Raw genomic sequence first — 12,821 nt, 5'->3', positions numbered from 1 at the left:
AGTCTAGACGTGGTGGGTGCACCTCGGATTCCGCCCGCTGGGCGGGGTGGCGCGACGAGCCACCGGCCGGCGCGCGGCCCTACTCTGTGAGCATGACCTCGGATCGCGCAGCCGTTCGGCGCGCGGCTCTGGTCTACAACCCCGTGAAAGTCGACGCCCGTCGCCTGCGGGCGCAGGTCGTACATGCTGCGGAGGTCGCAGGATGGGGCGCGCCCCTCTTCTTCGAGACGAGCCCCGACGACCTCGGTCAGGGCCAGACGCGCACGGCCCTCACGCAGGGAGCGGATGCGGTGCTGGTCGCGGGCGGCGACGGCACGGTGCGCGCGGTCGCCGAGGCCCTCGCGCACACCGGCGTGCCTCTGACGATCGTGCCCAGCGGCACCGGGAACCTCCTCGCCCGCAACCTGCGTCTTCCGCTGGACGATCCCGACCGTGTGATCGCCACCGCCTTCGCCGGTGACACGGTGCTGATCGACGTCGGCTTCGCCGAGCTGCACCGCGTCGACGGAACGAGGAAGACGCACGCCTACGTGGTGATGGGCGGTATCGGACTGGATGCGGCGATGATCGCCAACACCCGCCCGTCGCTGAAGAAGAGCGTCGGCTGGGTCGCCTATGTCGACGGAGCGGCGCGTTCGCTCGTGAAGGCGGCGCCGTTCCGCATCGTCTATCAGGTGGGCGACCAGCGTCTGCACTCGGCCCGCGTGCAGAGCGTGCTGTACGCCAACTGCGGGTCGCTCCCGGCGGGGCTCTCCCTCATCCCGGAGGCCTCGGTGACCGACGGCACGATGGACGTCGTGCTGTTCCAGCCCAAGGCGTGGTGGGGGTGGCTGTTCGTCTGGCGCCGGGTCGCGTGGGACAACAGCGTGCTGCGCCGATTCCGCGCCGGCCGTCGCGTGCTGCAGCTGCGCACGCGCGACAACGCCGTGCGCTACATGCGCGGTCGGACGATGGAGGTCGCCGCGGCGGAGCCGCATCCGGTGCAGCTCGACGGCGACGAGTTCGGCGAGGCGGTGCGCATCGTGAGCCGGATCGACGCGGGCGCGCTGCGGGTGACGGTTCCGGCGGGGCACGACCTCAGCCGACTCTGACTGTCAACCCTTCGACCCCGATTCCCCCGCGTTCGCGAGGATGATCGGGTGAGCAGCCCCACCCTCGTCTGGTTCCGCGACGACCTGCGCCTGGCCGACAACCCGGCCCTGCGCGCGGCGATCGACCGCGATGAACCGGTCGTGGGCGTGTACCTGCTGGACGAGGAATCGCCGGGCGTGCGCGCCCTCGGCGGCGCCACCCGCTGGTGGCTGCACCACACGCTCGCCTCCCTCGGCGAGCGCCTGCGCGAACGCGGCGGCGCCCTGGTGCTGCGCCGGGGCGCCGCCGCATCCGTCCTGCCCGAGCTGGCCTCGGATGCGGGCGCCGGCGCCGTCTTCTGGAACCGCCGCTACGGCGGCCCGGAACGCGAGATCGACGCCGGCCTCAAGCGGAGCCTGCGCGAAGGCGGGCTCGAGGTGCGTTCGTTCCAGGCATCGCTCCTGTTCGAGCCGTGGACGGTGCGCACCGGCTCCGACACCCATTTCTCCGTGTTCACACCGTTCTGGCGCGCGTGCCTGCACCTTCCCGCCCCGCGCGCGCCGCTGCCCGAGCCGCGCGAGCTGCCGGCGATGGGCAGGCCACCCGCATCCGATGCGCTCGACGACTGGGAACTGCTGCCCACGCGCCCAGACTGGGCCGGGGGCCTCCGCGAGACGTGGGAGCCCGGCGAGCCCGCCGCCCGGGCACGCCTCAGGAACTTCCTGAAGGACGACCTTCGGGGCTACGGCACCGCGCGCGACGAGCCCGCCGCAGGCGTCACCTCCCAGCTGTCCCCGCGCCTGCGCTGGGGCGAGCTGAGCCCGTTCACCGTCTGGCATGACACGCTCGCGACCGGCGCGGATGCGGGACGTTTCCTCTCCGAGCTCGGCTGGCGCGAGTTCGCGTGGCACACCCTGTTCCACTTCCCCGATCTCGCACGGAAGAACCTGCGTGCGGCCTTCGACGCCTTCCCGTGGCCCCGCCTGCACCCGTCGCACCTCGAAGCGTGGCAACGGGGACGCACCGGCGTCCCCCTGGTGGACGCGGGGATGCGGGAGCTCTGGCACACCGGCATCATGCACAACCGCGTGAGGATGGTCACGGCCTCGTATCTGATCAAGAACCTCATGATCGACTGGCGCCACGGCGAGCAGTGGTTCTGGGACACCCTCGTCGACGCGGATGCGGCCTCCAACCCCTTCAACTGGCAGTGGGTGGCCGGCTCGGGCGCCGACGCAGCACCGTACTTCCGGATTTTCAACCCCCAGACACAAGCCGAGAAGTTCGACAAGGATGGACTGTACGTCTCGCAGTGGGCTCCGGATTCCGCATCCCTGGACCCTCTCGTCGACTTGGGGGCATCGCGCAAGCGCGCGCTGGACGCGTACGAGAACGTCAAATCTGCCGCGCGCTGAGCGCTCTGAAAGGACATCGACATGCCCCGAACCGCCCGCCGACTCCTGCTGCCGCTCGTGGCCGCCGCCGCACTCGCGCTCGCCGGGTGTGCGGCTGCCGGCCCCGACGTCTCCCCCGTCGAGGTCGGAGACGCGCCGACGGAGGCGACCGCCCCCGGCACGACGCTGTCGGTCGGCGACACCGCCTGGGTCAAGGTTCCCGCCGCCAGCGGCGACACGGAGCTCGTGGGCGCGACGGTCCTCTCGATGGATCCTCTGGATCCCGAGAGCATCGACGGCTACATGGACAAGGCGGAGCTGAGCAGCCGGCATCCGTTCGCGATCGTGGTGCAGTACACGTGGACCCCGGTGAGCGAGTACGACAGCACGACCCGCAGCGTGCCCCTCATCCCGATCGAGGCGGACGGTTCGTTCGCGGGTTGGCTCGCCAACGACATGGGAAACGTCGGGATGGGCGACGCGGATGCGTGCGGCCTGTCTCTTCCGGAGCCGAAGGACGGCACCGCCCTGGAATGCTGGGTCGCTCTGACGACGGGGCTCGACCTGGGCGGAGTGGAGTTCAACGGCACCAGCCGCAACGACACCTTCCCCGACGAGGAGCACCCCTACGCGGGCCAGCCCGTCACCTGGAAGCCCTGACCCCGGTCCGCTCCCGGCGCGCCGCGGAATGCGGGGACCCCCATCGGGGTTGCGCTCTGCGATGAGCATCACCGTTTCCGTCCTCGACCTCGTTCCCGTGCGCTCCGGCCAGACCAGCGCCCAGGCGGTCGCCGCATCCCTCGATCTCGCCGAGCGCGCCGATGAGCTGGGTGTCGGTCGCTACTGGTTCGCCGAGCACCACAACATGCCCGCGGTGGCATCGACCAGCCCGCCCGTGCTGATCGCGGCCGCTGCCGCACGGACGAAGCGGATGCGGGTGGGCTCGGGCGGCGTGATGCTCCCGAACCACTCGCCGCTCATCGTGGCCGAGCAGTTCGCCGCCCTCGAGGCGCTGGCCCCCGGTCGCATCGACCTCGGCATCGGCCGCGCGCCCGGCAGCGACCCGGTCATCACGCAGCTGCTGCGCCGCAGCGGCACCACGAGCGATGTGGAGCAGTTCCCGCAGCACATCTCCGACATCCTCTCGCTCACGAGCGACGCGGGCGCCACGGTGCGCTTCACCTCCGGCGACACGTACAGCGTGCATGCGACGCCCGCCGCGACGACCCTCCCGGAGGTGTGGCTGCTCGGCTCGAGCGACTACTCCGCGCAGCTGGCCGCCGCATCCGGCCTGCCCTACGTCTTCGCGAACCACTTCGCCGGCGACGGACTCGAGCGCGCGCTGACGCTCTACCGCGACCAGTACCGGCCTTCCGAGGCCCACCCGAGCCCGCGCACCTTCGTCACGGCGAACGCGGTCGTGGCGCCGACGGAGGCCGAGGCATGGGAGCGTGCGCTGCCGCAGGTGCGCATGATGTCCCGCATCCGCTCCGGACGCCCGCTCGTGCCGATGGAGACCGTCGAGCAGGCGCGGGATGCGGAGGCGCGCGACAACCTCGCCGCTCACATCATCGACAACGCCCGACGCACGTGGTTCGTCGGCGCACCCGAGCAGGCCGCGGATGCCCTTCGCGCGTTCTCGGCGCGCTACGGCGTGGACGAGATCATGGTCTCCCCCGTCGCCGGCGCGTACGACGCGGAGCCCCTGGACGTCGCGGGCGGGCGCGTTCAGACCCTGGAGCTGCTCACGCCCCTGCTCGCCGCCTGAGGCGGGCGGGTCGGCCCTCGGGCTCGTCCCTCCCGTCTTGCGAGCCACCGCTCAGCCCCCGCGCTCGCCTGTCACAGATCGCCGCTCTCGGCGCGGATTGGGACAGGCGAGCAGCCCGTCACCCCGCTCGCCTGTCACAGACGGACGCCCGCGGCTCGATCTGTGACAGGCGAGCGGGGTGGACGCGGGCGCGCCACAGGCGGGCGTCCCGGAGGCGGAGGTGCCGGATGCGGGTGGGTCAGGCCTCGGGCTCGCCGCTGACGAGCGCGCGCAGCCAGTCCCGGGCCTCGACGAACACGTCGTCCGAGTACCGCTCGGGGTAGCGGTTGATCGCGCGGTCGGCGCGCGGGTAGGAGCCGAGGAAGATCACCTTCGGGCTGAAACGACGCAGCCCCATGAGGGCATCGGCCACGCGCTCGTCGAGCACGTGCCCGTCCGCGTCGATCACGAAGCGGTAGCGCCCGAGCGCGTCGCCGATCGGACGGGATGCGAGCAGCGAGAGGTTGATCCCGCGGGTCGCGAACTGCTCCAGCATCTCCATGAGCGCGCCGGGGTACTCCTCCGGCAGCTCCACGATGAGCGAGGTCTTGTCGGCGCCGGTGGGCGCCGGCGGCGCCACGGTGCGCGCCACGAGCACGAAGCGGGTGACGGCGTCCTTCTTGTCGCCGACGCCTTCGGCGAGCAGATCGAGCTCGTGGTGCTCGAGGATCCCGGGCGGCGCGATGGCCGCATCCGCGTCGCTGGTTCCGTCGAGCAGGCCGAGGGCCGCGGCGACGTTGCTGGATGCGGGCAGGTGCGCGTGCGCCGGCAGCTCACGGCTCAGCCACTGCAGGCACTGCGCGTAGGCGACGGGGTGAGCGGCGACGAGCGAGACATCCTCGAGGCGCTGTCCGGGCCGGCCCACGAGCACGAAGCTGACCGGTACGAGGTACTCGCCGATGATGCGCAGCCCCGGCATCGTGGCCAGCGCGTCCTGCGCCGTGGACACGCCGCCGTCGACCGAGTTCTCGATCGCGATCATCGCCGCATCCGATCGCCCCTCGACGACATCCGCGAGCGCCTCGCCCACATTGCGCACCGAACGCCAGATCTGGCCGCGCGCCTCGGGAACCTGCGCGAGGGCCGCTTCCGTAAAGGTGCCCGCCGGACCCAGATAGCTGTAGGTACGACGGGCGACGGGTGCGGTGCTCACGGGCACTCAGCCTAGACCGCACTCGGCGGCCTCCGGTGAACACCGGAAATGACGCCGCCTGGCGCGGAGAGTGACGGTGAACCGCTCAGCACGGCAGACTAGGGACATGAGCCGTGCCGGACAGCCTGCTGAGCCTTCCGATCTGATCGACATCGACGAGCTGATCGCCGCCTACTACGACCTGAAGCCCGACGCGTCGGTGCCCGCACAGCGGGTCGTCTTCGGCACGAGCGGACACCGCGGGTCGAGCCTGTCGACCAGCTTCAACGAGAACCACATCCTCGCCACCACCCAGGCGATCGTCGACTACCGGGCGGGCCAGGGCATCACCGGCCCGCTCTTCCTCGGCCGTGACACCCACGGCCTGTCACTCCCGGCCGAGCGCACCGCCATCGAGGTGCTCGTCGCCAACGGAGTGGACGTGCGCGTCGACGCCCGCGACTCGTGGGTTCCCACTCCCGCTCTCAGCCACGCGATCCTCACCTACAACCGCGATCGCACAGCCGACGACACGGGCCGTGCGGACGGCATCGTCGTGACCCCCTCGCACAACCCGCCGCGCGACGGCGGCTTCAAGTACAACCCGCCCCACGGCGGACCCGCCGACACCGACGCGACCTCGTGGATCGCCGACCGCGCCAACGAGCTCATCTCGACGGATCTTGCGGGCGTGAAGCGCACCCCCTACGCCGACATCGACGGCGAGACCCTCGCGCAGTACGACTTCCGCGAGGCGTACGTGCGCGACCTCGACGCGATCATCGACATCGAGGCGATCAAGAGGGCCGGCATCCGCATCGGCGCCGACCCGCTGGGCGGCGCGTCCGTGGACTACTGGGCGCTGATCGCGGAACACTACGGCCTCGACCTCACCGTCGTGAACCCCGACGTCGACCCGACGTGGAAGTTCATGACCCTCGACTGGGACGAGAAGATCCGCATGGATCCGTCCTCACCCAACGCCATGGCAGCGCTCGTCGCCCGCCGCGACGAGTACGACATCCTCACCGGAAACGACGCGGATGCGGATCGCCACGGAATCGTCACCCCCGATGCGGGCCTCATGAACCCGAACCACTATCTGGCGGTCGCGATCGACTACCTCTTCTCGCACCGGCCCGGATGGCCGGCCGACGCCGCCGTGGGAAAGACCCTCGTGTCGTCGATGATCATCGACCGCGTGGTCGAGGCCCTCGGACGCACGCTCTACGAGGTCCCGGTCGGCTTCAAGTGGTTCGTGCCCGGCCTCCTGGACGGATCGGTCGCCTTCGGCGGCGAGGAGTCCGCCGGCGCATCCTTCCTCCGTCAGGACGGCACCGTCTGGACGACGGACAAGGACGGCATCCTGCTCTGCCTTCTCGCCGCCGAGATCCTCGCGGTGACCGGCAAGACCCCCTCGCAGCGTTACGCGGAGCTCGAAGACACCTACGGCGCATCCGTCTACCAGCGCGTCGACGCCCCGGCGACGCCGGAGCAGAAGGCGGCGCTCGCGAAGCTGTCGCCGGATGCGGTCACCGCCACCGAGCTCGCGGGCGAGCCCATCACCGCCAAGCTGTCGCACGCACCCGGCAACGGTGCAGCGATCGGCGGCCTCAAGGTCGTGACGGCGGACGCCTGGTTCGCCGCGCGTCCGTCCGGCACCGAGGACGTCTACAAGCTGTACGCGGAGTCGCTGCGCGGCGAGGCCCACCTGCACGACGTGCAGGACGAGGCCCGCGCCGTCGTGTCCGAGGCTCTCTCCGGCGCCTGATCCTCGGCGCGGACGACGACCCGCATCCGCGGCCGGCCGCATCCGGGACCGCCGTTGCGGGCTCAGCCCCCCCCTTTTTGGCGAGACTGCGGGCTTGGGGTGGGTGACGAGCGGCGCACGAAAGGGGGGCGGAGCCGGTGACCGGCTCCGCCCCCCTTGGCGTGGTTACTCCGCAGCCGAGCGTCGACGCGTGGTGACGCCGACCAGGAGCGAGCCCAGCAGCAGCGCCCCGAGGGCGAACGGCAGGGTCGGGCCGAGATCGAGACCCGTCACGGCCAACGGACCGGATGCGGCACGCACCTCGAGCGGCACCCAGCCGATGACGGCGCCGGACGCATCCGTCACGACCAACCGGTGCTGACCCGTGGGCGCATCCGCCGGGATCGAGACCGTGATCTCTCCCGCCGTGGAGACGGTCTTCGTCCCGAGATGGACCGGCGTGGAGAACAGCCACGCGTCGACCGACGAACCCCCGCGGGACGCGCCGACACCGATCGTGATCGACGAGCCGGCCGTCACCACGCTCGGAGCCGTGATTCCGCCGCGCGTCGTGTCGGTCAGAGCCGACTCCGCGGGCGGCTGCGCAACACCGGTGCCGGGGTTGCCGGGCTCGCCGGGCGTACCGGGTCCACCCGGGTTGCCGGGGTTGCCGGGGTTGCCGGGGTTGCCGGGAGCAGCGACGACCACGACGGCGGCCGATGTGGCCGTGCCCGAGACGAAGCCGTCGGCGGATGCGGTGACGACCGCGCGCAGCTCGTGGCCGAGGTCGGCCTCGGTCGCCGTGTATGCGGCCGCGTTCGCGGACTCGATCGGCTGACCGTCACGTGTCCACGCGTAGGCGAGGGCGGCGCCGGCGGGGTCGCTGTCCTCGAGGCGAGCGGTCAGGGTCGCACCCACCTCCGCGGCACCCGCGAGCGACACGGCACCGACGACGACGTGACGGGTCACCGTGATCGTCACGGTGCGGGAGGTGCCGTCGACAGCCGTGACCGTGATGGATCCTGCGCCACCCGCATCCGCGGGCTGCACGATCTCCACCGCGGCCTCGTCATCGACCGCCACGGCGCCGATGGTCGGCCAGGCCGCGCCGTTGGTGTCGACCGCGTACGCGTCGCGAGCCGGGTCGAATCCGTCGAGCAGCGCATCGCCGACCGTGACGCGGGCGAGGTCCGTCACGCTCGACGGGGAAGCCGCGAGCGCGTTGATCTCCACCTCGGACACGATCATGTGCGTGTTCTCGCGAGCCTGCATCACGACGCGCACCTCGTCGGCGACGATCCCGCCCAGCGGAACCTCGACGGTCGGCGCACCGGACTCGGGCACCGGGACAGGGATGTCCTCGCCTGCGATCCAGCCACCGCCCGCGGTGCGGTGCTCCACACGGAGCGACTGCGCCCAGCTGGCCGTGCCGTCGCGGTAGAAGTACACCTTCACGTCGGAGATCTGCTGCCTGGAGCCGAGCACGTACGTCAGGGTGTCCTGCGTGTTCTTGGTGCCGGAGCGCCAGTTCGACCATCCCTTGTCGGTCGTGATGCCGTTCTTCGTGCGGTCGACGCTGTAGCTCGGACTCTCGGTGAACGTCGCCGACGCCTTGCTGTCGCCGGCGACGTTCCGCGTGCCCGGGGCCGTCACGATCACACTCAGGCGTGCCTCGATCGTGGCGCCGCCCGGCACGGTGACGGCACCCGGGACCGTAACGGTTCCGGGCTGCGCGAAGTCTGCGTCGCGGACGCCGCTGAAGTCCCAGCTCACCGCAGCCTCGTAGGCCGTTCCGCCCAGGCGCACCTCGGCGGGCACCGTGGTGGGCGCCGCGGCCACGACACGGTCCCGCGTCGCACCGGCGTACGTCGTGATCGAGACGGGACGCGTCGCGGTGTACGCACCGATCTCAACGGTGGCCTCGACCTCGAAGCCCGCACCGAACACGTCCTTCCCGGAGCCCGGCACCTGCACGGTTCCGGGGGCCGAGAAGTCGGCCCCGGCCAGGTTCCACGCGACGTCGGCCGTGCGCTGCACCCCACCGCGGTAGTTCAGCGTGACCGTGGCGGGCAGCTCGGGCTCCTCGCCGACGGCGGTCGCCGCCGTGACGGGCGCGACGCTCGTCACCCGAGTGGACGCGATCGTCCACCGCTGGTTGCCCCCGTTGTTCGAGGTCCACGTTCCGACCGTCGTACCGTCGGCCGTGCCCTGCCCGTTCACATCGAGCACGCGCTCCGCGGCGGCGCTCAGCAGCGAGTAGGTACGCCCGTCGGTCGTGGACGGGATCCACTGCAGCGACGGATCGGATGCGGCGGCCGCCGCATCCGCCGACACCAGCGTCGTGCTCGTGCCGTTCACTGCGAGGAAGCGCCCGTCACCCGCCTCGAGGGCGATGCGGTGGCGGTTCGTTCCTTCGCCCGAGATCGAGTGCACGGTCCATGCCTGAGCGGGTGCCGCATCCGCGGTCGTCGCACCGGTGCGGATCGCGAGGCCGTTCGGGTCCGCCGCGAGGGCCTTGCCGCTCTGGACACCGAAGAGCTGGTACGTCTCGCCGTCTTCGAAGACGGCCGCATCCGCCGCGACGCCCGAGACCCCCGAGACGACGAGCGTGGTCACCGACTTCGCCGGCACCGTCACCGTCGCCGACTTCGACGCTGCGTCGACCGAAACGGCCGCGCCCGTCACGAGCGCGTGGTCGGTGACGTCGCCGGCCGACGACTCGGTCGTCACGATGGGGGTGACTGTGGCACCGGGAGCGATGTTCGCGAAGCGGGACAGGTCGACCTGCACGGTTCGCTCGGACGCCTCGGAGTTGATGTGCACGAGGGTCACGCCGTCACCCTCGGCCGTGAGGGCCGCGGTGGTCTGGGTGTCGTCGGTCGGGATGAGTCGGTCGCCAGGCTCGATGTAGTGCGTGAAGTTGCGCACGGTGTTGAACTTCGAGTTCGTCAGCACCTGGCACGACGGGTCAGCGTCGCCGTCGGCGATGCGTCGCTCGGAGTTCCCGTCGGCATTGCAGTCGAAGTCGATGAAGACGCTGCCCCAGTTGAGCTTCTCGACCTTCTCCATGTTGTAGAGGTCCTCGACGGGCTGCCAGAACACCCAGGCGGTGGGCTCGAGCTCGCGCAGGTCGTCGACGATGCGCGTCGCCATGCCGATGCCGTTCTCGATGTTCGTCTGGTTGAATCCGCTGCCGCCGTTCCAGTCGCCCTCGACCTCGCTCATCCAGAGCGGCTTGTCGGAGGCCTTGGCGATGTCGCGCACGATCAGCCGGTCTCCCGTGCCGTAGGTGTGCACGTTGAGCTGATCGACGAGCCCCTTGGACTCGGCGCTCCAGCCGTTCCAGTTCTGCACGAACTTCGACGGGTTCGTCTCGTCCATCGCCGAGATGCTCACGTCGGTCGTCGTGCCGGGCTCGGCCAGGCGCGCGGCGAGCGCCTTGATCATCTGGTCCTGCCTCGTCGGACCGATGTGGGCACCCTCCTGACGGCTGGCACTTGTGGGCCACGTCGCGCCGTTGGGGATACGGGTCTGCCAGTAGTCGGTGTTGGGCTCGTTGAACGGGTCGAGCGTGTCGAAGGTGATCCCGTGGGTCTTCTCGAGCTCTTCCACCACGTTCACGAGATAACTCGAGAACGCAGCCATGTCCTCGGGGGCGAGCTGCTCGCTCGTGGCGTTGTTGATGCCGCCCGAGACGTAGCCGCTCTGCGTGAGGAAGTACGGCGGGGAGTTGCTGAACGCCTCCCAGTGGGTGATCTTGTCCTTCAGCGCGTCGAGCCACCAGCGCTGTCCCTGATCCGCATCCCAGTTGTAGTGATCCGGGTTCTCGCCGTCCCATGCCGCCGCGTAGCGGTCGCGGTCGGCGTAGTCCGAGGTGATCTCTCCCTGGTCGTCACTCTCCCCGAGATCCGGGTTCCACCATCCGGGCACCGCGCCGCCGGGACGCAGGTACGACGGGACGTCGGTCGCATTGCCACCGCCGATGTTGTAGCGCGCGATGTTGAGGTTCAGGCCGTCTTCGCCGAAGACGGCGTCGAACAGCTTCTGCCGAACCTCGGTGGGGTAGCCGCCGGTGGCGTTGGCGAACCAGACGAGGCTCGTGCCCCAGCCTTCGAACGGGTCCGACGCGATCGCCGGATTCGGCGTGATGCGCACATTGCTCGCGGCCTGGGCCTGCGGCGGGGAGACCGCGGCTCCCGCGACGAGTGCACCGGCACTGAGGGTTCCGACGCACAGCAGCGACAGGAATCTGAGGGACTTCATCGTCGATCCTTCCGGCCGCGTCCTCGCAGCCCTGGGGGATGGTGTTTCGTGTTGACGTAAACATGTTGACGTCAACACGAAACATAGCGGATTCCCAGTCGCCCGCACAACGTCTGCATCGCGGCCCCGCATCGGCGCGTATCCGGCATCCGTCCGGCGCGCCCGCATCCGCCCCGGCTCGCCCGGCGCCGCATCCGCTCGGTGGCTCGCCACGCTCCGCGAGACGGAGGGATGGGGGGTCCCGGCCGGCCCCGCGCAGATGGCGGCGCCCGAGGCGCGCGGGATCAGCGGATGCGGGGGCCGGAGCTCTGGCGCACCACGAGCTCGGTCGGCACGAGCGTGCGGTCGTCCACGCTCTCGCCCTCGATTTCGGCGAGCAGCGCCCGGATGGCACCGGAGCCGAGGCGGTCGAAGTGCTGCCGCACGGTCGTGAGAGGGGGCCAGTAGTTGGCCGAGTCCGGCATGTCGTCGAAGCCCACGACGCTGACGTCGTCGGGGACCGCACGACCGGCCTCGTGCAGAGCGCGCACGAGCCCGAGCGCCATCTGGTCGTTGGAGACGAACACCGCCGTGACCGAGGCGTCCTGCGCGAGCCGCGTACCGATCTCGTACCCCGAATCGGCCGTCCAGTCACCGACCTCGACTCCGGGCACGGGTGCTCCCCGGCGCTCGAGGGTCTCGCGCCAGGCGTCACGCCGGCGCTCGGCCGCGTAGGACTCGAGCGGACCCGATACGTGCCACACGGTCTCGTGCCCGAGATCCAGCAGGTGCTCGGTGGCCAGGCGAGCGCCCTGCGCCTGATCGTTGTCGACGACCGGGTAGGCGTAGGCCGCGTGCGAGTCGAGGACCACGACGGGCAGTCCCGTGGGCAGCGCGATCTCCGACTCGTCGAGACGGTGGGACTCGATGAGGATGATGACGCCGTCCACGGCATGCTCGCGCAACCGCACGAAGGCGCCCGAGACGTCGGACTGCGACGCCGTCTCGACCGTGATGAGCGTCAGGGAGTATCCGGCGGATGCGGCGACGGAGGCGACCGCATCCAGGGTCCGGGTGTTGCCGTAGCTGGAGAGCGAGAACATGATCACGCCGATGGAGCGGAACTTGCCCGAGCGCAGCGCCCGCGCGGCGCTGTTGGGCCGATAGCCCAGCTCGTCCATGGCGGCCAGGACGCGGGCGCGGGTGTCGGGATCGACATTGGCCCGCCCGTTCGCGACACGTGACACGGTCTGCCCGGAGACACCGGCGAGAGCCGCCACGTCCGCCATCGAGGTCTCGCGCCGGCGCGCACGAGGTTCGCCCGGTGTTGCTGCCGTGACGTGGCTCATGCCCGGATCCTCCTCGATGTTGACGTTGACATGTTAGCGAGAGCGGAGTTATGTTTACGTCAACATACCGCGGAAC

Annotated in this window: 8 protein-coding genes; 5 read left to right on the top strand and 3 right to left on the bottom strand. The window is 70.6% G+C overall.

The window, feature by feature from the left end; all coding sequences use genetic code 11:
• Positions 1 to 92 precede the first annotated feature (92 nt).
• Genes EHF32_RS14745 through EHF32_RS14730 form a run of 4 tightly spaced genes read left to right on the top strand, consistent with a single transcriptional unit; the run spans position 93 to position 4,233 of the window.
• Entirely contained in the window at positions 93 to 1,091 is a 999-nt protein-coding gene (locus EHF32_RS14745) for a diacylglycerol/lipid kinase family protein (protein WP_137418888.1), read from the top strand.
• Positions 1,092 to 1,139: 48 nt separating this feature from the next.
• Positions 1,140 to 2,486 (top strand): cryptochrome/photolyase family protein, encoded by a 1,347-nt coding sequence (locus tag EHF32_RS14740; protein WP_137418887.1) that lies wholly within the window; start codon positions 1,140 to 1,142, stop codon positions 2,484 to 2,486.
• Between the two features lie 21 nt (positions 2,487 to 2,507).
• Positions 2,508 to 3,125 carry a hypothetical protein gene (locus tag EHF32_RS14735; RefSeq protein ID WP_137418886.1) on the top strand — a complete coding sequence of 206 codons (618 nt, stop codon included), beginning with the start codon at positions 2,508 to 2,510 and terminating at the stop codon, positions 3,123 to 3,125.
• A 28-nt stretch (positions 3,126 to 3,153) separates the two neighbouring features.
• Entirely contained in the window at positions 3,154 to 4,233 is a 1,080-nt protein-coding gene (locus EHF32_RS14730; RefSeq protein ID WP_137418885.1) for an LLM class flavin-dependent oxidoreductase, read from the top strand.
• Positions 4,234 to 4,471: 238 nt separating this feature from the next.
• Here the strand turns inward: EHF32_RS14730 and pheA are convergent, their stop codons facing one another.
• Positions 4,472 to 5,425: a prephenate dehydratase gene (pheA, locus tag EHF32_RS14725; RefSeq protein WP_202876825.1), complete on the bottom strand. Its 954-nt coding sequence runs from the start codon at positions 5,423 to 5,425 to the stop codon at positions 4,472 to 4,474.
• Positions 5,426 to 5,531: 106 nt separating this feature from the next.
• Here pheA and pgm point away from each other — a divergent pair, with 106 nt between their 5' ends.
• Positions 5,532 to 7,175, top strand: coding sequence for a phosphoglucomutase (alpha-D-glucose-1,6-bisphosphate-dependent) (gene pgm / locus EHF32_RS14720; protein ID WP_137418883.1), 1,644 nt, complete (start codon positions 5,532 to 5,534; stop codon positions 7,173 to 7,175).
• A 165-nt stretch (positions 7,176 to 7,340) separates the two neighbouring features.
• Here the strand turns inward: pgm and EHF32_RS14715 are convergent, their stop codons facing one another.
• The gene (locus EHF32_RS14715; RefSeq protein WP_137418882.1) at positions 7,341 to 11,417 is read right to left on the bottom strand and encodes a glycoside hydrolase; all 4,077 of its coding nucleotides are present in this window, start codon (positions 11,415 to 11,417) and stop codon (positions 7,341 to 7,343) included.
• Positions 11,418 to 11,701: 284 nt separating this feature from the next.
• Positions 11,702 to 12,745, bottom strand: a complete 1,044-nt coding sequence (locus EHF32_RS14710) for a LacI family DNA-binding transcriptional regulator (protein WP_238343731.1) — start codon at positions 12,743 to 12,745, stop codon at positions 11,702 to 11,704.
• Between the last annotated feature and the right edge of the window lie 76 nt (positions 12,746 to 12,821).

Source organism: Microbacterium sp. RG1 (assembly GCF_005347485.1).
Taxonomy (GTDB): domain Bacteria; phylum Actinomycetota; class Actinomycetes; order Actinomycetales; family Microbacteriaceae; genus Microbacterium; species Microbacterium binotii_A.
This window is presented reverse-complemented; position numbering and strand designations above follow the sequence as displayed.